This window comes from Rhodococcus sp. 11-3 (genome assembly GCF_023704055.1).
GTDB lineage: Bacteria > Actinomycetota > Actinomycetes > Mycobacteriales > Mycobacteriaceae > Rhodococcus > Rhodococcus aetherivorans.
This window is the reverse complement of record NZ_CP080406.1, coordinates 3,289,695-3,313,462: the sequence shown is the minus strand read 5'-3', so window position 1 is coordinate 3,313,462 and position 23,768 is coordinate 3,289,695. Positions and strand designations below refer to the sequence as shown.

Here is a 23,768-nt window from a genome sequence, read left to right as displayed (position 1 = left end):
CGAACGCGCGGTGCAGTATGTGCGCGGAAGCTCTTGGGCCGATCAGGCTTTCACGAATCTGACCGAGGCACAACTGCACGTGCTGAAGTGGTGTCGCGAGATCGCGGGCACACGGATCCACGGCGCCACTGCGGTTGCTGCGGCCCCCCTTGACACCGGCGGTGCTCGGAACCGATCCTCGACCTCATTCCGCGACGGTCCCCGTCACAGCTCGAAACGGAGCATGCCATGACAACGCCCCGAGTTCCGGACATGCGCCGGTCGTACCTGCGGGTGCGGGACGTCGACCTGTACTGCGAGGACACCGGCGGTGAGGGCGAGCCGATCCTGTTCCTGCACGGGTTCTTCTTCGACGGGCGAATGTACGAGGCGCAGATCGCGGCGCTGAGGGATCGATACCGTTGCCTCACCCTCGATTTCCGGGGACAGGGCCGCTCCGGGCACGCCCGGAGCGGCTACCAGCTCGAGCAACTGACCGCCGACGTGCTCACCGTGATCCGGCGGCTCGACCTCGCACCCGCGCATCTGGTGGGGCTGTCGATGGGCGGCTTCGTCGGGATGCGCATCGGAGCGCGGGAACCGGACCAGGTGCGCTCGCTGACCCTGCTCAACACCGGCGCAACCCCGCACCCGCCCGCGAAGTACCCGCTGCACCTGGCCCTGACGGCCGTGGCCCGGCTCCTCGGGCCGTCACCTGCCCTCGTGCTGCGCGGCATCGAGAAGGAACTCTACGGCGCACCGTTCCGCACCGACCCCGCCCGGGAACCCGAGCGTCAGGCGTGGCGCAGGCGGTGGGCGCAGGCCGACCGGTCGTCACTGGCGAACACGATGCTCGGCATGATGGTCCGCCCCGACATCCGGGACGAGCTCCCCGCGGTGAGCGTGCCGACGCTGATCGTCGCGGGACAACTGGATGTCGAGATGCCGCCGCATCTCTCCCGCGAAATGCACGCGCTGATCCCGGGCTCGCGACTGGTGGAACTCGACGGGGTGGGCCACAGTTCGACGCTGGAAGACCCGGCCCGGGTCACCGGCATCCTGGAGCGTTTTCTCGCCGAGGTCGGCTGACCGAGGAGAACCCCCGGGGTGCGTGGCCGCCGGTCCGACAGGTCCGCCCCTCACCCGGGCGACATCGTCTCGACCTGCGCCTCCTAGATCGGACGGAACCCCGCCCCGGCGCCGCCCCGCGCATCGGCGTCACCGACGACGGCCGTCATGCTCGTGCCGACCTCCGGACCGAGGCAGGCAACGCTGAGATAGCCGTTCACCATGCCCACGAGCGTGGTTCCGACCACCACCGGACCTCCCGAGTCGCCGAGGTCGACGCACGTCTGCGTCCAGGTCTGCCCCGAACCGAACACATCGCCGTAGGCCACCCCGCAGGTATGCCCCGTGGTGCGGCCCTGCTTGCAGACGATGTCCGGGAACTGCGCCGGTCCCCCGATCCCCGTGATCGTCGTGTTTCCCACCCGATTCACGGGCGCCACCTTCGCCGGCTCGAACACGATCACCGCGTAGTCCAAGTCCGCATCGGTGTAGGCGATCGTGCCGACCACACCGGCGTCCGGATCGGCCTCCGAGGCGACCGTGGACCCGGCGTTTCCGCAGTGCCCCGCCGTGAATCCGACCAGCCGGCCCCCGGAATCGGGGCCGATCGTGGTGAGGGTGCAGTAGTTCCGGCCGTCCATGACGATACCGGAACCGCCGCCGAGGACGGCCGGATCGGCGGCCGCTGCAACACCGGTGCCGGCGAGCAGCGACGCGCCGACGGCGAGAACGAGGATGCCGAGTCTCATGGCGGGCCTCTCCCGAAGGTCGAGCGAACGAGTCGGACACGCGCAGGAACGGGAGGGTCGCGCGTACGATCCACCGCCCTCGGGCGCTGTTTCTCGATCATCCGCCGCACCGGGTGCTGTTCGCAGCGTTTTCCGGGACGAGAACACGCGGCGGGGACCGATCCGGGGAAGGGAACGACCGGACCGGCAGATCGGGGACAGCGGTGCGACGGGGGCGCGGGATCGTCGCCGCGATCGCCTCAGGGCGAGACGGGCGGAGGCGGGGTATCGCCGTGGATGACCAGCACCGGGCAGTGTGCGTGCTCGGCGCATGCGGCGCTGACCGAACCGAGCAGCAGGCCGCTGAAGCCGCCGTGCCCCCGGCTTCCCACCACCAGGAACTGCGCGTCGCGGCTCTCGTCGAGCAGGACGCGCGCGGCTCCGCCGCGGCGAACCAGTTCCTGCACGGACACGCCGGGCTCGCTCCCGAGGACCCCGGTGACCGTCTCGTGCAGCATCCCGGACGTTTCCCGCTCCGGATCCCAATCGCTCGGCCAGCCTTCCGCGGCGGCCCAGGGAATCTCCCATGCCGCCACGGCGTCGACCTCGAACCCTGCCGAGCGGGCGACGAATCGTGCCCAGCGCAGTGCCCCCTTCGACGGCTCCGAACCGTCCACTCCGACCACGACGCGGCCGGTCATTCCGTCATCGGTCACGACGACTCCTCTCCTGCCCGGCGCGGTCGGAACGGTCGGCGCCGGGATCCTCGACGCAGGCGGCGCCGAGGGACGGTCGTTCGCCGCCGCATCCGGGTGGTACGGCTTCGTGCGGGCCGGTGCGTGACCGCCCGGGTGAACTCTCGAAGCTCGTGCCGGAAGGAAAGCTGGACTCGACCACCGCGCAGCGGGAGTGCCCTGTACCGACGCGGTGCGTATCGACATCGGAAACGATGCCCATGGACCCAGTCTATGCTCGCGCTCGCCCGCAGGTACGCATCGGCGTCGACGTACTGCGGAGCGGTTACCAGCCCGCCGATCCGGGGATTCCCTTGAACGGGCCGACGACCGAGCTGGTGATCCAGCCGCCGTAGAACCCGCCGGGTTGCGGGACGACCTCCTCGCCGTCGACGGTGCACCGGTCGACCTGGGCGGCCATCACCGCGACGGCCCCGGCGATCGCGCGGAAGGCGGGGGTGGGATCACGGTAGGTCCATGCCGCTTTCGGCGCGACCCGCGAGTCGGTCACCAAGTCGTAGTAGCTCGCCCTGCCCTTCCACTCGCACCACGACGAGCCCGGCGTCTCCCGAAGCACCCCTTCGGCGAAGGCGTCGGCGGGAAGGTAGTAGGTCGGCGGATGGCTGGTCTCCAGTACCCGCCAGGCGCGCGTGCTCGACGCGATGGTCCGGCCGCCCCGTTCCACGGTGATCGAGCCGGTGAAGGTCTCCACGCGGGGCGGGCGCGGGTAGTCCCACACCGACTCCTGCCCGGCGGCAGGTTCGACGGGTCTCGGACGGGTTGTCACGGCGACCTCCTCGTGGTCACCTCCCCAGGGTACGGGCACGACCGCGGGGCCGGGGCTGTCGGGACCGAGGGTGCCGGGTAACCGAGTTGCGGCCCCTGCGTCCGTGGGCGACGAGTCAGGACCGCAGCAATGCGCGGCTCGTCGGTTCCGAGTCGTCGAGGCCGTCCACTACGCTACCGGCCGATCCCTCCTCGGCCGTGCCGGTGCCCTCCACTCCCGACGGTGTCGGTGGACCGCTCAGAACAGGCGCCGCATGATCTTCAGCGCAGCTTGGGTGTAGGGCGGGTAGTTCATCGCCGGATCCGGGCGGAACGGCTTGACGAGCACCGCCTTGCGGTGACTGAGCGCCTCGAAACCGTAGCGCCCGTGGTACGCCCCCATTCCGCTGGCGCCCACGCCACCGAACGGCAGTTGTGGGGCGAGGACGTGCATGCCGACGTGGTTGACCACCACGCCACCCGCGCTGATTCGCTGCGTGATCTTCTTCTGGGTGTTCAGGGATTTGGAGAACACGTACGCTGCAAGGGGTTTGGGGCGGGCACCGATGAAGTCGAGGGCTGCGTCGACCGAGTCGACGGTGAGGATCGGCAGGATGGGCCCGAAGATCTCGTCCGTCATGACCGGGTCGTCGGGTGCCGGATCGACGATCGCGGTCGGTTCGACGGTGAGAGTGTCACGATCGCACCTGCCGCCGGTGACGATGCGTCCGGTTGTGGACTCCAGATACGCCTCGAGCCGATCGAAGTGACGGTGGTTGACCACCCGCATCCCCGGCTGCGGTTCCTCGCTGCGGAACAGGGCGATCGTGTCGACGATCTTGTCGACGAGCCCGTCGCGGACGGACCGCTCGACCAGTACGTAGTCGGGCGCGATGCAGCTCTGTCCGGAGTTGAGGAGTTTGATCCAGGCGATGCGCCGCGCGGTGACCTCGAGATCGGCGTCCTCGGCGACGATGACCGGAGACTTGCCACCGAGTTCGAGGATCACCGGCGTGAGCTGCGGGGCGGCGGCGGCCATGATCTTGCGGCCCACCTCGGTGCCGCCGGTGTACAGGGCGAGATCGAATCCCTGCGCGAGCAGGCTCTGGGTGAGCTCGGCATCGCCTTCGGCGACCACGACGGCCTCCGGGTCGAGGTACTGCGGAATCAGCCGGGCGAGCAGCGCGGACGTGGCGGGGGCCAGCTCCGACGGTTTGATCACGGCACAGTTTCCGGCGGCCACTGCCGCGACGAGCGGACCGAGCGTCAGATACACCGGGTAGTTCCACGGTGCGATGATCAGGACCACTCCCATCGGCTCGTACTGCACCCAGCCGAGTGCGGGAAACTGGTTGATCGACAAGGACTTCGGTCGAGGAAGCATCCATCGCCGGACCCGCTTGCGGGCGTAGGCGGCTTCGGCCCGGGTGGAAGCGACGTCGCCGAGCCAGGCTTCGACCGCGTTTCGGCCCAGGTCCTCCTGCAGGGCGGCCGCAATCTCGGCTTCGCGCTCGTCGGCGAGTTTCTCGATGCCGCGGAGCTGGCGGATGCGCCATCCGGCATCGCGCGTGCGTCCGGTCGCGTAGGCCTTCCGCAGTCGGGTCAGGAGTTCGGTCGATGTGTCGGTGGATGTGACGGTCATGTGGTCCTCCAGGCGGAAGTCGAGAGTGGATGTGCGGTCGGCCTGTCGCGGCGGAACGGCGAATGGGCGGACGGCGGCACGGGGGCCGGGGCGAGGTCGTCGACGACAGGGCCTCGGGCGCGGGTCGTGGGGATGCGCCGGCGCAAGCGGCACCCGGACGGTGGCCCGAGCCCGCGGCGGCGGGTGGCACCGAATCGGGCGGTGCCGCGCCGACGCGGTGCCCCGACATCCGGAGCGATGCCCATCGCCACAGTCTAGGACCCGCTGGTGCCTGCGGATACGTGTCGGCCGATTACGTGTTCAGTGCACGGCAGGAGCCCGACGGGCAACTCGATCGGAAGGCCTCGGAGGTCGCCGAGCGCTCCGGACGGTATGCGTCCGAGGCGTGCCCACAGTCGTCTCGCACGACGCACCGGTCACGATCGCACGAGCAGATCGCTGTGTCCGGGTGGGGGCGGCGGATACCATCGAGTTCTCGGCGCTGGCACGACGGCTCTCGGATTGGAGCTCGATTATGGCCGATGACGCGAAACTCCTCGACTATCTGAAACGGGTGACCGCAGAGCTCTATCAGGCCCGGGAGAAGCTCCGCGAGGTCGAGGGGGTGAGTCGCGAACCGATCGCCGTCGTCGGGATGGGGTGCCGGTTCCCCGGCGGCGTCCGCTCCCCACAGGATCTGTGGCACCTGGTGGAATCCGGTTCGGAGACCGTCTCCGGGTTCCCCACGGACCGGGGTTGGGAAGCGGCGGATCTCTACGATCCGACGGGCCGGCAGGCCGGCAGGACGTACACGGTGCAAGGTAGCTTTCTCGACGATGCAGCGGGTTTCGACCCGGAGGTCTTCGGAATCTCGCCTCGCGAAGCACTGGCGATGGACCCGCAGCAGCGACTCCTGCTCGAGACGAGCTGGGAGACCTTCGAGCACGCCGGCATCGATCCGCGGTCCGTGCACGGCAGGCAGATCGGCGTCTTCACCGGTCTGTCCGGAATCGACTACTCGGCACGGGCGGGCGGCGCCCCGCCCGAGGAACTCGCGGGCTACTTCATCACCGGCACCGCCATGAGTGTCGCCTCCGGCCGTGTCGCATACAGCTTCGGACTGAACGGACCCGCGATCACCGTCGACACGGCATGCTCGTCGTCCCTGGTGTCCGTCCACCTCGCCATGCAGGCACTGCGCAACGGCGAGTGCGAACTCGCCCTGGCCGGCGGGGCGACCGTCATGTCGACGCCCGCGGTGTTCGTCGAGTTCAGCCGGCAGCGTGGACTGGCCCACGACGGGCGCTGTAAGGCGTTCTCCGCCGCGGCCGACGGTACGGCGTGGGGCGAAGGCGCCGCGATCCTCGCGCTGGAACGCCTGTCCGACGCCGAGCGCAACGACCGCCGGATCCTCGCCGTCGTCCGCGGCAGCGCGGTGAACCAGGACGGCGCCAGCAACGGCCTGACCGCCCCGAGCAAGCAGGCCCAGGAACGGGTGATCCGGCAGGCCCTGACCGACGCCGGACTCGGCCCGGCCGACGTCGACGCGGTCGAAGCCCACGGCACCGGCACCACGCTGGGCGATCCCATCGAGGCGTCCGCCCTGCTGGCCGGCTATGGCCGCGATCGGCCCCCCGACCGGCCGTTGTGGCTCGGCTCGGTGAAGTCGAACCTCGGGCACACCCAGGCAGCCGCCGGAGTGGCCGGAGTGATCAAGATGATCATGGCGATGCGGCACGGTGTGCTGCCGAGAACGCTGCACGTCGACCGCCCCACCCCCCACGTCGACTGGTCCGCCGGATCGGTGTCCCTGCTCACCGAGAACCGGGAATGGCCGGCGACCGACCGGCCCCGCCGGGCGGCGGTCTCCTCGTTCGGCATCAGCGGCACGAACGCCCACGTCGTGCTGGAGCGGCCGGCCCCACCGCCGGACGCTGCGCCCACCGACGGGATCGACGGATCGGACGACGTCGTGGCCTGGTTCGTGTCGGGCCACACCGAACCGGCGCTGCGCGCGCAGGCCCACAGGCTGCGGGACTACGTCGCCGACCACCCCGAGCTGACACCCGCCCAGGTGGCCGGCCCGCTGCTGACCTCCCGCGCGACCTTCGACCACCGTGCCGCCGTGCTCGGTACCGACCGGACGACCCTGCTGTCCGGTCTCGACGCGCTCGGCCGAGGCGCCCCCGACCCCGGTGTGATCACCGGCGTGGCGGTCGAGGCGGGCGACCGGCCGGTGTTCGTCTTTCCCGGGCAGGGCGCGCAGTGGGTGGGCATGGCCACCGAACTGCTGGAGTCCTCCCCGGTGTTCGCCGACAGCCTGCGCGAGTGCGCCGACGCCCTGGCCCCGCACACCGGGTTCGCGCTGCTCGACGTGCTCCGCGACCGCGATCCGGCGGCCCTGGACCGGGCCGACGTCGTGCAACCCGCGCTGTTCGCGGTGATGGTCGGTCTTGCGCGGCTGTGGCACGCACACGGCGTCGAACCGGCGGCCGTGGTCGGGCACTCGCAGGGCGAGATCGCCGCCGCCCACGTCGCCGGCGCGCTGACCCTGCCCGACGCGGCGCTCGTCGTCGCGGCCCGCAGCCGGGTGATCACGGAATCGGCCCGGCGCGGCGGTGGCATGGCGTCGGTGGGTCTGCCGGCGGACGCGGTGCGGCAGCAGATCGAACCCTGGGCCGGGACCGTCGAGGTGGCGGCGATCAACGGTCCGGCCGCCACGGTCGTGTCCGGCCCCGGCGACGCCCTCGAGGTACTGGTCGCGCGGTGGCAGGCCGACGGTGTCCAGGCCCGGCGCATCACCGTCGACTACGCCTCCCACTGCGCGGACGTCTCGGTGCTGCGCAGGCCCATTCTCGACGCTCTCGCCCCGATCACCCCGCAGCGTTCGCGGATCCCGTTCTACTCGACGGTGAGCGGGGACATGATGGACGGCACCGCACTCGACGCCGACTACTGGTACCGGAACCTGCGCCGGCCGGTGCGCTTCGAGGACGCGACGAGATCTCTGGCCCGCGACGGGTATCGGCTGTTCGTCGAGTCGGGGAGCCATCCGGTCCTGACCGTGCCGCTGCAGGAGACCCTGGACGCGGCCGGCATCGCGGGTCGCGCCCTCGGCACCCTCCGGCGCGACCGGGCAGGCCTGCGCCAGTTCACCACCGCCCTCGCCGAGGCACACGTGTCCGGGGCGCACATCGAGTGGGACCGGGTCGGGTGGGCTCGCCGCGCCGGTCACCGGCCGTGGGTGGACCTGCCCACGTATGCCTTCCAGCATCGCCGCTACTGGCTCGACGGGGGCGCGCCGCAACGTGATGCCGCCGCAGCCGGCATGGATGCCGGGGACCACCCGATGCTCGCCGCCTCGGTCGAACTCGGCGACGGTCGCGGCGCGGTGTTCACGGGCGTGCTGTCGCCGCACCGACTGCCGTGGCTGAACGAGCACGCCGTGGACGGCACCGTGGTGCTGCCCGGCACGGCGTTCGTCGAACTCGCCTTGCACGCCGGGCATCGCGCCGGCTGCAGCCGCCTCGCGGAACTCACCCTCGAGACGCCCGCGACGGTTCCCACCGGTGGGGAGCTCGCGGTGCAGGTCGCCGTCCTCACCGCCGACGACGCCGGGCACCGCACGGTGTCGGTGCACTCCCGCCCGGCGGACGCCCCGGCGCAGACACCGTGGACCCGGCACGCCGTCGGCACACTCACGGGCGCGGTGCACACCGCGCAGGTTCCGATCCGGCAGTGGCCCCCGGCCGATGCGACGCCGATCGACGTGAGCGGTCTGTACGACGCGCTCGACGAGACCGGATACGGGTACGGGACGGTCTTCCGGGGCCTGCGCGCGGCGTGGCGCCGCGGTGACGACCTGTACGGAGAGGTGCGCCTGGGGGGAGAGGACCCCGCCGCGGCGGTCGCCGGGTACGGGATCCATCCGGCGGTGTTCGACGCGGCGCTGCACCTGATCGCGTTCGCCGCCGCCGAGGCCGGCGCCCGCGACCTGCGACTGCCGTTCGCATGGGACGACGTGCAACTGCACGCCGTGGGTGCCACCGCCCTGCGCGTACACATCGCCCCGGCCGGACCCGAACGGTACCGGGTGGCCGCGTACGACACCGCCGGCAAGCCCGTGCTGACCGCGCGCTCGCTGGCGCTGCGGCCGTTCGCAGGTCCGCGGGCGCCGGCCGCCACGACCGGCACCGGCCTCTACCGCGTGGAATGGATCCCGGTCGAGGCCGGCGCGGCCCCGACGGCGGACCTCGCCGCGCTCGGGGAGGCACTCACCGGCGGCGATCCCGCCGGCCGCACCCTGCTGCTGGCCGGGGAACCGGACGACGAATCCGACGTGCCGACGCGCGCGCACGCCGCCGCGGAGGCGGCGTTGCGGGCGGTACAGGCCTGGCTCGCCGACGAGCGGCTCGCCGAGACCCGACTGCTGGTGACGACGCGCCGCGCCGTGGCGGTCACCGACGACGAACCGATCGACGTCGGCGCCGCGCCCGTGTGGGGGCTGATCGGTGCCGTGCAGAACGAACACCCGGACCGGATCACCCTGGTGGACCTGGACCGGCCGCCCGGTGACCTGCCCGATCCCACCGTGCTGTCCGCGGCCCTGGCCTGCGACGAACCACAACTGGCGGTCCGCGCCGGGACACTCCTCGCGCCCGTGCTCGCGGCGGTGCCGACCGCCACCGACGCAGCCGCGGATCCGGTGCCGTTCGGCCCCGACGGCACCGTCGTCGTCACCGGCGGCACCGGAACCATCGGCCGGCTCGTCGCCCGTCACCTCGTGCGGCGGTACGGGGTGCGCCGGCTCGTGCTGACCGGCCGACACGCGGTCCGCGGCGAGCGGGCGACGGACCTGCGCGCCGAGTTCGCCGAGGCGGGCGCCGAGATCCGCGCCGTGACCTGCGACGTGGCCGATCGAGCCGCGGTGGCGGCCCTGCTCGACGCCGTCCCCGACCTGTCGGGTGTCGTCCACGCCGCCGGGGTGCTCGACGACGCCACCGCCGCCACCTTGACTCCGGACCAGTTGCACGCCGTCCTGCGCCCCAAGGTGGACGGTGCGTGGCATCTGCACGAGCTCACCCGCGATCGCGGTCTCGCGGCGTTCGTGCTGTTCTCCTCCGCGGCGGGTGTGCTCGGCGGCGCCGGCCAGGCGAACTACGCGGCGGCCAACGTCTTCCTCGACGCGCTCGCGCAGCACCGCCGCGCCGAGGGACTGCCGGGACTGTCCCTGGCCTGGGGACTGTGGGACCGCCCCAGCGGGATGACCTCCCATCTGAATGCGGCCGATCTGGATCGGCTCCAGCGCACCGGCATAGACACCCTCACCCCCGAAGCGGGGCTGGCCCTGTTCGATGCGGCGCTCGCCGCGAACCGTCCGTTGACGGTGCCGATACGGCTCTCGGCGCCCGCCCGCCGCTCCGACGGCGAGGCCCTCCCCCCGATCCTGCGCCGAGTGCTCGGCACGTCCCGTCGGCGCGCCGCGGCCGCCCCGTCGGCCCCCGGCCTCGCCGACGAACTGCGGGCGCTCGACCCCGCCGAGCGGCACGCCCGGGTCCTCGAAATCGTCACCACGCACGTCGCGGCGGTACTCGGCCACGACGGGAAGGAGGCCATCGATCCGGAACGGGCCTTCAAGCAACTCGGCTTCGACTCGCTCACCGCGGTGCAGCTACGCAACCAGCTGACGACGGCCACCGGGGTGCGGCTGGCCGCGACGGTGGTGTTCGACCACCCCACCGCGGACGCGCTCGCCCGCGAGATCGCGGCACGGCTGCTCGGCCCCGAGGACGCCCCGCAACCGACCCGCACGGCGCGCCGGCGCCACGACGACGACCCGATCGCGATCGTGGGGATGGCCTGCCGATACCCCGGCCAGGTCTCATGCCCGGACGAGCTGTGGCGCCTCGTCCGCGACGGCCGCGACGCGGTGGGCGCGTACCCCGACAACCGCGGCTGGAACCTCGACGAGGTGTACCACCCGGATCCCGAGCGCAGCGGCACGACCTACATGCGGGCCGGCGGATTCCTCTACGACGCCGACCGGTTCGACGCCGCGTTCTTCGGGATCAGCCCCCGCGAGGCCGTCGCGATGGATCCGCAGCACCGACTGCTGCTCGAAAGCGCCTGGGAAGCACTGGAATACGCGGGAATCCCGCCGAACTCGCCCGGGCTCACCGACACCGGCGTGTACGTCGGAATGATGGGCGGCGACTACGGATTCCACCTCATGACCCGGCGGAGCACCGACGCCGAGGGCTACCTCATGACGGGCACCAGCAACAGCGTGGCCTCCGGGCGGATCGCCTACTCGCTCGGCTTCACCGGTCCCGCGGTCACCGTCGACACGGCGTGTTCGTCGTCCTTGGTGGCGCTGCACCTGGCGGCGCGGGCCCTGCGCGACGGCGAATGCACCCTCGCGCTGGCCGGTGGGGCGACGGTGATGGCGACCCCCGGCGTGCTGATCGAATTCAGCCGCCAGCGCGGACTCGCCCCGGACGGGCGGTGCAAACCGTTCTCCGATCGAGCGGACGGCACCGGGCTCAGCGAGGGCGCGGGCATGGTCGTGCTCGAGCGGCTGAGCGACGCCCAGCGCCACGGCCACCGGGTGCTGGCACTGATCCGCGGCTCCGCGGTCAATCAGGACGGCGCTTCGAATGGCCTGACCGCCCCGAACGGTCCGTCGCAGGAACGGGTGATCCGGCAGGCGCTGGCCGACGCTGCCCTCGACCCCGCCGACATCGACGCGGTGGAGGCCCACGGCACCGGCACGACACTCGGCGACCCGATCGAAGCCCAGGCGTTGCTGGCCACCTACGGGCAGCAACGCGACGGCCGGCCGCTGTGGCTGGGGTCGGTCAAGTCGAACATCGGCCACTCCCAGGCGGCGGCCGGGGTGGCCGGCGTGATCAAGATGGTGATGGCGATGCGACACGGTGTGCTGCCGCCGAGCCTGCACAGCGACGCCCCGACCCGGCACGTCGACTGGACCTCCGGCGAGGTCGCGCTGCTGGCCGAGGCGGTGGCATGGCCGCAGACCGGGCGCCCCCGCCGCGCCGGCGTCTCCTCGTTCGGCATCAGCGGCACCAACGCCCACATGATCCTCGAGGAGCCGCCCGACGTCGCCGCACCGGCGGCCCCGCCGCGGTCGGCGTCGCCCCTGGTGTGGGTGCTCTCCGCCAAGACCGACGAGGCGCTGCGCGCGCAGGCCGCCCGGCTGACGGACGTCCTCGACAGGGACGCCCTCGACACGGGGGCCCCGCCGGATCCGGCCGATCTCGCCTATTCGCTGGCCACCACCCGGTCCGGCTTCACGCACCGCGCCGCCGTGACCGGCGAGACGCTCGCCGACCTACGCGACGGCCTGGCCCGCCTCGCCGAGGGACGCGCAGGCGGCAACGCCGTCGCCGGGACGAGCGCCCGCGGGAGGACGGCATTCATGTTCACCGGCCAGGGCGCGCAGCGGATCGGAATGGGCCGCGGCCTCTACGACACCTACCCGGTGTTCGCCCGGGCCCTGGACGAGACCTGCGCCGCCCTCGACGAGCACGTCGACACCCCGATACGGCAGGTGATCTGGGGCGACGCGGACGAAGCCGCCGCGAGACTCGACCGCACCGAGTACACCCAGCCGGCCCTGTTCGCCGTCGAGGTCGCCCTTTACCGACTACTGCGGGAATGGGGCCTCACCCCCGACTACCTGATCGGACATTCGATCGGAGAACTCACCGCGGCCCACGTCGCGGGCGTGTTCAGCCTGCCCGACGCCGCCGCCCTGGTGGCCGCGCGCGGACGGCTGATGCAGGCCACCGCCCCCGGGGCGATGATCGCCGTCCGGGCCCACCCGGAGGACGTCCGGTCGCGGATCGACGGCCGAGTCGACCTTGCCGCGGTGAACGGCGCCGAATCCGTGGTGCTCGCGGGAGCTGCAGCCGACGTGCACGCCGTCGCCGCCGAACTGTCCACCGCGGGAATCGCGGTCACCACGCTGCAGGTCGAACGCGCGTTCCATTCGGCGCTGATGGACCCCGTCCTCGACGAGTTCACCACCGTCGTGTCGCGGCCGGCGGCGCAGCCGCCGACGATCCCCGTCGTCTCCACTCTCACCGGGCGCGTCGCCACGGCCGAGGAACTGACGTCGCCGCAGTACTGGCGCCGGCACATCCGCCGAGCCGTGCGCTTCCACGACGGCATGCGCACCCTCGCCGAACTCGGCGTCTCCCGCTGCGTCGAGATCGGACCCGGCGCGGCCCTGGCCGCTCACGCCGCCGAGGTCGTCCCGCACCCGATCGCCACGTTGCCCGGGCGCGGGGACGACGCACGGGGCTTCGTCGAGGCGGTCGCCGCTGCGTCCGTGCAGGGCCTGGCGATCGACTGGGATCGGGTACTGCCCGGCCGCCGCCGGGTGGACCTGCCCACGTACGCCTTCCGGCGTCGCTCCTTCTGGCCGTCGGCGCCCGCACGCACCAGCGGTGATCCGACGGAGTTGGGGTTGAGCCCGGCGGACCATCCGCTGCTCGGCGCGGCCGTGACCCTCGACGACGACACCACCGTGTTCACCGGAGCGCTGTCCCGGCACCGGGATTCGTCGCTCGCGGCGCCGCAGCCCGGCGATCCGCCGACCGACGCTCCGCAGACCCTGGTACCGGCCGTCCTGGTCGAGCTGACCCTGCACGCCGCCCACCACGTCGGGTGCGACCGCATCGCCGCTCTCACGCTGCACCACGCGCTGGGCCTGCCGGCCGCGGGGTCGCTGCCGATCCGGGTGCTCGTGTCACCGGCCGATGAGGACGGCGCGCGCACCGTCACCGTCTCGTCGAACATGGGACCGGCCGACGGCCCCTGGGTGCGGAACGCGTCGGCGACCGTCGACGACGTGCTCGCCGCGCAGCCGGACCGGCTCCCGGGCGACACCACGACCGAGGTGCGCCTCGACGACGGCGTCGACCCGAGCGGCTTCGGGATCCATCCGCAACTGCTGCAGGCGGCGCTCGACCCCGTCTTCGGGCCGGACGACTGGCCGCTGACCTGGTCGGGAACCCGGCTGCACCGCACCGGTGCGCAGGCGGTGTCGGTGCGGTGCGCGACGGGCGAGGACGGGCGGTACCGCGTCGACGCCACCGATGCCGACGGCGCGCCGGTGCTGACCGTCGAGGCGCTGCACGTGGTGCCCCGGACGGGCGACGGGGACGGCGCGGGCCCGTCCGGCGCGCGGCGACTGCACCGCCTGGCATGGACCCGAATCGACGACCTCCCGTCCGAGCCGCCGCCCGGCCCGATGGTGGTACTCGGCGCCGCGGATCTGGAATCGAGCTTGTCGCGCTGTCCCGACGCGGCGGCGCTGCGCACCGCGAGGGCAGCCACGCCCGACGACGGGCGGCCCTGGACGGTGCTGGTGGGGTGCGGCACCGACGGCGACCCGGGCCCGGAGGCGACCCACCACCTGTGCGCCCGGACGCTGCGACTGCTGCAGGACTGGCTCGACGACGCCGAGTTCGCCGACAGTGTGCTGGTGGTCGTCACCCGCAACGCGACGGCCACCGGCGAGGAGGGCGAAGGGGTCGACATCGACCTCGCGGCCGCCGCCGTGTGGGGTCTGGTGGGCTCCGCGCAGAACGAGAACCCCGGGCGGTTCGTGCTGCTCGACCTCGACCGGGAGACGGACGTCGACACGGCGATCACGTCGGCCCTGGCCAGCGGGGAACCGCAGGTCGCGGTCCGGGGCCGGGCCGTGCTCGTGCCCCGCCTGCGGCGCATACCGGCCGTGCAGCGATCCGGTCCGCTGTTCGACCCCCGCGGCACCGTGCTCGTCACCGGCGGCACCGGCACCGTGGGAGGGTCGGTGGCGCGCCATCTCGTCAGCACGCACGGGGCGCGGCATCTGGTGCTGACCAGCCGACGCGGACCCGACGCCGACGGAAGCGACCGGCTACGCCGCGAACTGCGCAATGCGGGCGCCGAGGTGCGCATCGTCGCCTGCGACACCGCCGACGCGGCGGCACTGGCCGGTCTGCTGGCCCGGATCCCCGCCGAGCACCCCCTGACCGCGGTGATCCACGCGGCCGGAGTCCTCGACGACGCCACCCTCACCTCGCTCACCCCCGACCGGCTCGACGCGGTGCTGCGGCCGAAAGTCGACGCGGCCTGGCACCTGCACCGGCTGACCGCCGGGGTCCACGCCTTCGTGCTGTTCTCGTCGCTCGCCGGTGTGCTCGGCGCGCCCGGGCAGGGGAACTACGCGGCGGCGAACCGGTTCCTCGACGCCCTCGCCCAGCATCGGCGAGCCCACGGCCGGCCCGCGGTCTCGATCGCGTGGGGCATGTGGGCACCGCCGAGCGCCATGACCGGCAGGCTCGGCGCGGTGGATCTCGCCCGGGCCCGCCGTAGCGGACTGGTTCCGATGAGCGAGGCCGACGGCCTGGACCTGTTCGACAGCGCCCTGGCGTCCGACCTCTCCGCCGTGGTAGGGGCTCGGTTCGAGCACCCCGGTGCGGCCGCGACGTCCGTTCCCGCTCCGCTGCGGGGACTGGTGCGGCAAGCGCGGCCGCGCGCGGCCGGCTCGGGGTCGGCGTTGTCCGGACCGAACGGATCAGGGCCGTTGGAGTGGGCGCAGCGGCTCACGGACCGGTCGGTGCCCGAACAGCGGCACCTCGTGCTGGAGCTGGTGCGAGCCGGAGCTGCCGCAGTCCTCGGCCACGACGCGTCGGACTCGGTCGATCCCGACCAGGCGTTCAAGGAACTCGGCTTCGACTCGCTCGCGGCAGTGGCCTTGCGCAACCATCTCGGTGCCGCGACCGGTCTGCGGTTACCGCCGACGGTGGTGTTCGATCACCCCAGCCCCCGGGCCGTCGCCGAGTTCCTGCGCGCGGAGCTGGTCCCGGACCCGGTGTCGGTGGCCGTCGCCGGGATCGACCGCCTGCAGGCGGTCGTCGCCGACCTCGGTGCCGACGACGAGGCACGCGCGGCGGTCGCGCAGCGGCTCGAAGCCCTGCTCGCCGACCTCGCGGGAGCCGAGCGGGGCCGCGCCGACACGGTGGACAGGATTCACGCCGCGACCGGTGACGAGATCCTCGACATCATCGACCGGGGTCTGTGAGCCGACGAGCAATCTCCCGGTGACCGCCGGGATGCGGTCTGCGCAGTGGACACCGGCCCCGGCCATCGAGCTGCCGCCGTCGCAGCTGCGCGAACGCGCCGCGTGAGAACGGCGGCCTCCCGCAGCCCACCCGGTCACCAGCCGCGCTCGCGCCACTCCGCGAGGTGCGGGCGCTCGGCGCCGAGGGTGGTGTCCTTGCCGTGGCCGGGGTAGATCACCGTGTCGTCACCGAAGCGGCCGAAGAGCTTGGTGTCGACGTCGTCGTACAGCGAGGTGAACTTCTCGGCGTCCGCGGTCTTGCCCAGGCCGCCGGGGAAGAGGGAGTCACCGGTGAAGATGTGGTGCCGTCCGGTGCCGGCCTCGGTGAGGACCAGCGCGATCGAGCCGGGGGTGTGCCCGGACAGGTGGATCACCTCGAGACCGAGCTCGCCGACGGCGACGGTGTCGCCTTCCATGAGCAACCGATCGGGCGTGACCGGGAGCTGCTCGGCGTCGAGCGGGTGCGCCGCCGTGGGAACCCCGGTCGACGCCGCGACCGCCTCGAGGCCCTGCCAGTGGTCCCAGTGCTGGTGGGTCGTGACGATCAGCTCGAGTTTCGGGGCGTGCTCGGCGAGGAACCGGGTCAGCAACTCCGGCTCGTTCGCTGCATCGAGGAACACAGATCTGCCGGTGGCGGAATCCGTGACCAGGTACGTGTTGTTGTCCATGGGTCCGACGGACAGCTTGACGATGGTCGCGCCGGGCACGGTGCGGCGCTGCGCGGGACCGCCGGGGGTGACCTCGCCGGTGTAGTCGTCGTCGATGACCAAGGGCTGCTGCGACATGTGAGGCACGTTACCGCCGAGGCCCGTCGCCCGCGTGCGCGGCGGTCGGGAACCGGAACGTGTCGGTGGGCGCGCCTACCATGGTCCAGGGCCGAGTTGCGCGACGTGACGTCGGTGAATCGAGATGCGACCGGATCCGACCGTCCAGGGGATCCGACGAGGAGGGACGTGGCGTGGCGGATCGCCTGATCGTGCGTGGCGCGCGGGAGCACAACCTGCGGGGGATCGACCTGGACCTGCCGCGTGACAGCCTGATCGTCTTCACCGGCCTGTCCGGGTCGGGCAAGTCGAGCCTGGCGTTCGACACGATCTTCGCCGAGGGGCAGCGCCGTTACGTCGAGTCGCTGTCCGCCTACGCGCGCCAGTTCCTCGGCCAGATGGACAAACCCGACGTCGACTTCATCGAGGGCCTGTCGCCGGCGGTGTCCATCGACCAGAAGTCCACCAACCGGAACCCGCGCTCGACGGTGGGCACCATCACCGAGGTCTACGACTATCTGCGCCTGCTCTACGCCCGCGCAGGCACGGCGCACTGCCCGCAGTGCGGGGAGCAGATCGCCCGGCAGACGCCGCAGCAGATCGTCGACCAGGTCCTCGACATGGAGCAGGGCACCCGGTTCCAGGTGCTCGCCCCGGTCGTGCGCACCCGCAAGGGGGAATTCGTCGACCTGTTCGAGCAGCTGACCGTGCAGGGGTACGCCCGCGTGCGGGTCGACGGAGTGGTCTATCCCCTCACCGATCCGCCGAAGCTGAAGAAGCAGGAGAAACACGACATCGAGGTGGTCGTCGACCGCCTCGCGGTCAAGGCGAGCGCCAAGCAGCGGCTCACCGATTCGATCGAGACCGCGCTGCGCCTGGCGGAGGGCATCGTCGTCCTCGACTTCGTGGACCGGGACGAGAACGCCGCCGACCGCGAGCGTCGCTTCTCCGAGACGCTCGCCTGCCCGAACGGGCACCCCCTGTCCATCGACGAACTCGAACCCCGGTCCTTCTCGTTCAACTCCCCGTACGGCGCCTGCCCCGAATGCACCGGCCTCGGCATCCGCAAGGAGGTCGACCCGGAGCTCGTCGTGCCGGACCCGGAACTCAGCCTCGAGGACGGTGCGATCGCGCCCTGGTCGATGGGGCAGACCTCCGAGTACTTCACCCGGCTGCTGTCCGGGCTCGCCGACATCATGGGCTTCGAGATGTCCACCCCGTGGAACAAGCTGCCGGCCAAGGCCCGCAAGGCCATCCTCGAGGGCAGCCCGGAACAGGTCCACGTCCGCTACAAGAACCGGTACGGCCGGACACGGTCGTACTACGCCGAGTTCGAGGGCGTGATGCCGTTCCTGCACCGCCGGCTCGAACAGACCGAGTCCGAGCAGATGAAGGAACGCTACGACGGGTACATGCGGGAGATCCCGTGCCCCACGTGCGAGGGCGCGCGGCTGCGTCCGGAGATCCTCGCGGTGACGATCGCCGCGGGCGAGCACGGACACAAGTCCATCGCCGAGGTCTCCGACCTGTCCATCGCCGAGTGCGCCGAGTTCCTGAACGCCCTGACCCTCGGGGCGCGGGAGGAGGCCATCGCAGGGCAGGTGCTCAAGGAGATCCAGGCGCGTCTCGGGTTCCTGCTCGACGTGGGACTCGAATACCTCACCCTGTCCCGCGCGGCCGGCACCCTGTCCGGCGGGGAGGCACAGCGCATCCGTCTCGCCACCCAGATCGGCTCGGGCCTGGTCGGTGTCCTGTACGTCCTGGACGAGCCGTCCATCGGCCTGCACCAGCGCGACAACCGCCGGCTCATCGAAACCCTCACGCGGCTGCGTGATCTCGGCAACACCCTGATCGTCGTCGAGCACGACGAGGACACCATCCGCGCGTCGGACTGGGTCGTCGACATCGGGCCGTACGCCGGCGAGCACGGCGGTCGCGTCGTGCACACCGGCCCCTACAAGGAACTGCTCGAGTGCACCGAGTCGCTCACCGGCGCGTACCTGTCCGGACGTCAGCGGATCGAGGTGCCGGAGCAGCGCCGGCCGGTGGACCGCAAGCGTCAGGTCACCGTCGTCGGCGCCCGCGAGAACAACCTGCGCGGCATCGACGTGGCCTTCCCGCTCGGCGTGCTCACCTCCATCACCGGTGTCTCCGGATCCGGCAAGTCGACCCTAGTCAACGACATTCTCGCGACGGTCATGGCCAACAAGCTCAACGGCGCGCGGCAGGTGCCCGGCCGGCACACCCGCGTCAACGGGCTCGACCAGCTCGACAAGCTCGTGCAGGTGGACCAGTCGCCGATCGGCCGTACCCCGCGGTCGAATCCGGCCACCTACACGGGCGTGTTCGACAAGATCCGCACCCTGTTCGCCGCGACCACCGAGGCGAAGGTGCGCGGCTATCAGCCGGGCCGGTTCTCGTTCAACGTCAAGGGCGGCCGATGCGAGGCCTGCTCGGGTGACGGCACGCTCAAGATCGAGATGAACTTCCTGCCCGACGTGTACGTGCCGTGCGAGGTGTGCCACGGGGCCCGCTACAACCGCGAGACCCTCGAGGTGCACTACAAGGGCAAGACCATCGCCGAGGTGCTGGACATGCCCATCGAGGAGGCCGCCGAGTTCTTCGAGCCGGTCACCTCGATCCACCGCTACCTGCGCACCCTTGTCGACGTCGGCCTCGGATACGTGCGCCTGGGCCAGCCGGCCCCGACCCTTTCGGGGGGCGAGGCGCAGCGCGTCAAGCTCGCCGCGGAGCTGCAGAAGCGGTCGACGGGCCGCACCGTGTACGTGCTGGACGAGCCGACCACCGGTCTGCACTTCGAGGACATCCGCAAGCTGCTCGGCGTGATCAACGGGCTCGTCGACAAGGGCAACACGGTGATCGTGATCGAACACAATCTCGACGTGATCAAGACGGCGGACTGGATCATCGACATGGGCCCCGAAGGGGGCTCCGGCGGCGGCACCGTCGTCGCGCAGGGCACGCCCGAGGACGTCGCGACGGTCGAGGGCAGCTACACCGGCACGTTCCTGCGCGAGGCGCTCGCCGAGTCCGTCGCCCAGGAGCCCGCGCCCGCCCGCAAGCCGGCGCGCAAGCGCGCGCCGCGGAAGGTGGCGGCCGCGAGCTGACCTCGGCGCCGACGCGCCGCGGACCGCGAAGGGGGATGGGGTGGCACGGACGTTCTCCGGTGGTCGTGTCCGCGGGATCGTCGCCGCGCTCGTGACGGCGATGCTGCTCACGGCCGGGGTTGCGGCGGCCCGGCCCGCAGGCAGCGAGGCGGACCCGCCGGGCACCGTCGTCCGGGTCGATCCGTTGCCGCGGCAGTGGTGGCTGCCGGGTGCGTCCGCCGCGTCGGTGCTCACCTACCGCACCACCGGACCGCGCGGGGTGCCGGCCCTGAGCACCGGCGCGGTCTTCGTGCCGTCGGGCGCCGCGCCCACCGGCGGCTGGCCGGTGGTGTCGTGGGGACACGGCGCGGTCGGAATCGCGGACCGGTGCGCCCCCACCGTCGACGGCCGCATCGACAACGGATACCTGGCGCACTGGCTCGCCCAGGGATACGCGGTCGTCGCCACCGACTACCCCGGTCTCGGCACCCCCGGCCTCCACGCCTACCTCGACGGGCCGTCGGAGGCCCACGCCCTGATCGACATGGTGCGCGCCGCGCGGGCGGTGGAACCGTCCCTCGGGTCCCGCTGGGTCGCACTCGGCCAGTCGCAGGGCGGTCAAGCCGCGATGGTCGCGGCCTCCCTCGCGACCCGGTACGCACCCGAGCTCGACTACCGCGGCGCCGTCGCGCTGGGCGTGCCGTCGAACATCGAGCACCTCGTGCCGTTCGGTGACCCGCGCCTTCCGCCGCTGCCGCTGACCGGCACCACCGTGTTCATCGCCTACCTGCTGGCCGGGATGCGCGCGACCCGCCCCGACGTCGACGTCGACCGCTTCCTCAGCCCGCGGGGCCGCGAGGTCCTCGCCCGGCTCGAGGACCTGTGCTACCAGGAGGCGGCGGCCGAGGTCGGGGATCTGTCGATCGGCGACCTGCTGGCGCGACGCACCGACGATCCGGCCCTGGTCCGGGCCGCCCGCGACATGCTCGAGATCCCCACCCGCGGCTACGACCGTCCACTGTTCCTCGGCCAGGGCCTGACGGACACCGTCACCCCGGCGCCGTTCACGTTCAAGCTCGTCGCCGACCTGACCGCGGCCGGGGAGCGGTTCGTGTTCCGGTCGTATCCCGTCGGCCACCTGGAGACGATGCGGGCGTCCCTGGACGACGTCACAGCGTTCGTTGAGGACCTGTTCGCCGCGGGCCGGTAGCGAGCGACCGCGTCAGCGGCGCCCCGCCGTATCGATCGTCGCCGTATCGATCGCCGCCGCGAGATCGGCGGGACGGGACCACATCGGCCAGTGACCGGTCGGCAGGTCGACGTACTCCACGTCGGTCAACCGGCCGAGCTCGGACGCCACCGGATGCCCCGACTGCGCCATCCGCGGGATCGCCCCGGACGGGAAGCTGCTGCACACGACGGTGGTCGGCACCCTCAGGCGGGCGTCGTCGTGCAGGGCGAGCGGAGTCCGCGCCGGACCGGCCGGATGCGGCACCGCCCGCTCCCGGAACCGCTGCAGCGCAGCGTCGTCGAGCCCGTGCAGGCTGTTGCCGTCGGCTTCGAGCTCCGCCCACGGCGGTAGCGGGATCTCCGCCACGGCGGCATCGAGATCCGGTCGCAGTGCAGCGGCATCCGGCAGCGGACCGGAGTCGACGTACAGCAGGCGGGCCACGTCCGTCGGGACCCGGTCCGACGCCGCGTACGCGACCGGGCCGGCGCCGCTGTGCGCGACGACGATCGCACCGCCCGCCACCGCATCCACGACGGCACCGACGTGGTCGTCGAGGGTGATGCCGGAGCGGTCGGTCCGGACGGACCCGAGCCCGGGCAGAGTCAGGGCGTCGACCCTGTGCCCCCGCGCCCGCAGGTCCTCGGCGACGGCCTCCCATGCCCATGCGCCGAGCCAGAATCCGGGAACGAGGATCACGTGTGCGCCCACGACACCCATCCTCGGGGATGCAGGCGACGGTGCGGGTCACCGACACGGTCGTTGCCGGAACGACATTGTTCAACCGGGCGCAAACCCCGCGAAACTCCGCGCCCCTACGGTGGGCGCATGACCGGTGCGCACGGCGACCTCGCGGCCCTCGCCGCCGCGCTCGACGAGCTGCGGGACGGGCTCGTCGCCGCCGCGGACGCCGACGAGCGCTGGGCCCAGGCCCACCCCGCTCACCGGCCCGGCGCGGAGAACCTGGCGCACTACGTCGCCCTGCGGCGCCGGGACATCCGCGACCTGCAGTCCGACCTCGCCGCGTGGGGGCTCTCGTCCCTGGGGCGCGCCGAGGCCCACGTGCTGGCCTCCGTCGACGCGGTGCGCCGGGCCGTGGGCAGCCTCGCCGACCTGCCCGAGATCGATGCCCGGCCCTGTCCGGTCGATTTCGTCACCGGCGAGCGCCTGCTCGAACGCCACGCCACCGCACTGCTCGGTCCCGTCCACGGCGGCCGCCGGACCCGCATCATGGTGACGCTGCCGAGCGAGGCGGCCACCGACGCCGAACTCGTCCACCGGATCGTCGGCGCCGGCGCCGAACTCGTCCGGATCAACTGCGCGCACGACGGCCCGGACGCGTGGGCCGCCATGATCGACCACGTGCGCCGCGCCGAACGGGCCCACGGCCGGCACGTCGCCGTCACCATGGACCTCGCCGGCCCGAAGCTGCGCACGGGCCCCGTCGCGCCCGGTCCCGCGGTCGTGCACGCCAAACCCGAACGGGACGCGCTCGGCCGCACCGTCGCACCCGTCCAGGTGCGGCTCACCCGCCCGGGCCCCGCGGCCGCCGCGGGCGAGGTCGTCGTCCCCGTCACCGACGAGTTGTGGCTGGCCCGTCGCCGACCCGGCGACCGCATCGCCTTCCGCGACACCCGCGGCTCCAAGCGCATGCTGGTCGTCACCGGCACCGCCGCCGGTGACGTGCGCACCGAGCTGACCGACACCGCCTACCTCGTGCCCGGCACCCGGCTGACCGCGCACGGCGACGCCACCGCCGTCGCGGCCCTCCCGCCGCGCGAACGGCGGCTCACCCTGCACGTCGGCGACGAGCTGATCCTGGATCCGGACCTCACGCCCGCCGACCCCGACGCCCACCCGCCCCGCATCGGCTGCACCCTGCCCCGGGTGTTCGAGGACACCCGGATCGGGCACCGGATCTTCTTCGACGACGGCCGGATCGGGGGGATCGTCGAGGAGGCCGCTCCGGGGCGGCTGCGGATCCGCATCACCGACGCGGATCTGCGCGGCTCCCGGCTGGGGACGGCCAAGGGCATCAACCTGCCCGACACCGAGCTGCGGCTGCCGGCGCTCACCGACGAGGACCTGGACCGGTTGCCGTTCGTGGTCGCGCACGCGGACGCGGTCAGCCTGTCCTTCGTGCGCAGTGCCGCCGACGTCGCGCGCCTGCAGGACCGGCTCGCCGAACTCGGCGGCGCGCGGCTCGGGGTGATCCTCAAGGTGGAGACGGTGGCGGGGTTCGAGAACCTGCCGTCCATCCTGTTCGCGGCCCTGCACTCGCCGCGGGTCGGCGTGATGATCGCGCGCGGCGACCTCGCCGTCGAGGCCGGTTACGGCCGGCTGGCCGAGGTGCAGGAGGAGATCCTGTGGGTGTGCGAGGCGGCGCACGTCCCGGTGATCTGGGCGACGCAGGTCCTCGACACCCTCGCCCGGACCGGCCGGCCGTCGCGCGCGGAGATCACCGACGCCGCGGCGTCGGGCCGGGCCGAGTGCGTGATGCTCAACAAGGGCCCGTACGTCGACCACGCGGTGCGCTTCCTCGACGACGTGCTGGGCCGGATGGCCGACCACCAACGCAAGAAGGACTCGCTGCTGCGGCGCCTGCGGGCCTGGGAGGAGCCGGGCGTGCCGCTGCGCTGA

General features: G+C 72.5%; 11 protein-coding genes. 5 read left to right on the top strand and 6 right to left on the bottom strand.

Going from position 1 to position 23,768, the window contains the following annotated elements:
- Positions 1-228 precede the first annotated feature (228 nt).
- A complete protein-coding gene (locus KZJ41_RS15580) occupies positions 229-1,068 on the top strand; it encodes an alpha/beta fold hydrolase (protein WP_198163413.1) in 840 nt (279 codons plus the stop codon).
- An 83-nt stretch (positions 1,069-1,151) separates the two neighbouring features.
- Here the strand turns inward: KZJ41_RS15580 and KZJ41_RS15575 are convergent, their stop codons facing one another.
- The 4 genes from KZJ41_RS15575 to KZJ41_RS15560 form a co-directional block, all read right to left on the bottom strand.
- The gene (locus tag KZJ41_RS15575) at positions 1,152-1,796 is read right to left on the bottom strand and encodes a hypothetical protein (protein WP_006936531.1); all 645 of its coding nucleotides are present in this window, start codon (positions 1,794-1,796) and stop codon (positions 1,152-1,154) included.
- A gap of 239 nt (positions 1,797-2,035) precedes the next feature.
- Positions 2,036-2,491: a universal stress protein gene (locus tag KZJ41_RS15570; RefSeq protein WP_080688533.1), complete on the bottom strand. Its 456-nt coding sequence runs from the start codon at positions 2,489-2,491 to the stop codon at positions 2,036-2,038.
- Positions 2,492-2,795: 304 nt separating this feature from the next.
- Positions 2,796-3,296 (bottom strand): DUF427 domain-containing protein, encoded by a 501-nt coding sequence (locus KZJ41_RS15565; protein ID WP_065922536.1) that lies wholly within the window; start codon positions 3,294-3,296, stop codon positions 2,796-2,798.
- A 237-nt stretch (positions 3,297-3,533) separates the two neighbouring features.
- On the bottom strand, positions 3,534-4,916 hold the full coding sequence (locus KZJ41_RS15560; protein ID WP_006936525.1) for an aldehyde dehydrogenase family protein: 1,383 nt from the start codon (positions 4,914-4,916) through the stop codon (positions 3,534-3,536).
- Between the two features lie 514 nt (positions 4,917-5,430).
- On the opposite strand from KZJ41_RS15560, the gene KZJ41_RS15555 reads away from it, so the two are divergent.
- Positions 5,431-15,990: a type I polyketide synthase gene (locus KZJ41_RS15555; RefSeq protein ID WP_065922537.1), complete on the top strand. Its 10,560-nt coding sequence runs from the start codon at positions 5,431-5,433 to the stop codon at positions 15,988-15,990.
- Positions 15,991-16,124: 134 nt separating this feature from the next.
- Here the strand turns inward: KZJ41_RS15555 and KZJ41_RS15550 are convergent, their stop codons facing one another.
- Complete coding sequence (locus KZJ41_RS15550; protein ID WP_006936519.1) at positions 16,125-16,814, bottom strand: MBL fold metallo-hydrolase; 690 nt, start codon at positions 16,812-16,814, stop codon at positions 16,125-16,127.
- Positions 16,815-16,987: 173 nt separating this feature from the next.
- Here KZJ41_RS15550 and uvrA point away from each other — a divergent pair, with 173 nt between their 5' ends.
- Together uvrA and KZJ41_RS15540 are read left to right on the top strand one after the other, a co-directional pair.
- A complete protein-coding gene (gene uvrA / locus KZJ41_RS15545) occupies positions 16,988-19,921 on the top strand; it encodes an excinuclease ABC subunit UvrA (RefSeq protein ID WP_065922538.1) in 2,934 nt (977 codons plus the stop codon).
- Between the two features lie 100 nt (positions 19,922-20,021).
- Complete coding sequence (locus KZJ41_RS15540) at positions 20,022-21,110, top strand: lipase family protein (protein ID WP_044475966.1); 1,089 nt, start codon at positions 20,022-20,024, stop codon at positions 21,108-21,110.
- Between the two features lie 12 nt (positions 21,111-21,122).
- On the opposite strand, the gene KZJ41_RS15535 is transcribed toward KZJ41_RS15540, so the two are convergent.
- Positions 21,123-21,839, bottom strand: coding sequence for an alpha/beta fold hydrolase (locus KZJ41_RS15535; RefSeq protein WP_065923465.1), 717 nt, complete (start codon positions 21,837-21,839; stop codon positions 21,123-21,125).
- Positions 21,840-21,956: 117 nt separating this feature from the next.
- Between KZJ41_RS15535 and KZJ41_RS15530 the strand changes: the two genes are divergently transcribed.
- Positions 21,957-23,768 carry a pyruvate kinase gene (locus KZJ41_RS15530; RefSeq protein ID WP_043799621.1) on the top strand — a complete coding sequence of 604 codons (1,812 nt, stop codon included), beginning with the start codon at positions 21,957-21,959 and terminating at the stop codon, positions 23,766-23,768.

What these genes read in the sequence shown, in the direction of transcription:
- KZJ41_RS15540 (WP_044475966.1), top strand. Translation starts at nt 20,022, where the DNA reads ATGCTGCTCACGGCCGGGGTTGCGGCGGCCCGGCCCGCAGGCAGCGAG.
- KZJ41_RS15530 (WP_043799621.1), top strand. Translation starts at nt 21,957, where the DNA reads ATGACCGGTGCGCACGGCGACCTCGCGGCCCTCGCCGCCGCGCTCGAC.
- KZJ41_RS15575 (WP_006936531.1), bottom strand. Translation starts at nt 1,796, where the DNA reads ATGAGACTCGGCATCCTCGTTCTCGCCGTCGGCGCGTCGCTGCTCGCC.
- KZJ41_RS15580 (WP_198163413.1), top strand. Translation starts at nt 229, where the DNA reads ATGACAACGCCCCGAGTTCCGGACATGCGCCGGTCGTACCTGCGGGTG.
- KZJ41_RS15560 (WP_006936525.1), bottom strand. Translation starts at nt 4,916, where the DNA reads ATGACCGTCACATCCACCGACACATCGACCGAACTCCTGACCCGACTG.
- KZJ41_RS15550 (WP_006936519.1), bottom strand. Translation starts at nt 16,814, where the DNA reads ATGTCGCAGCAGCCCTTGGTCATCGACGACGACTACACCGGCGAGGTC.
- KZJ41_RS15555 (WP_065922537.1), top strand. Translation starts at nt 5,431, where the DNA reads ATGGCCGATGACGCGAAACTCCTCGACTATCTGAAACGGGTGACCGCA.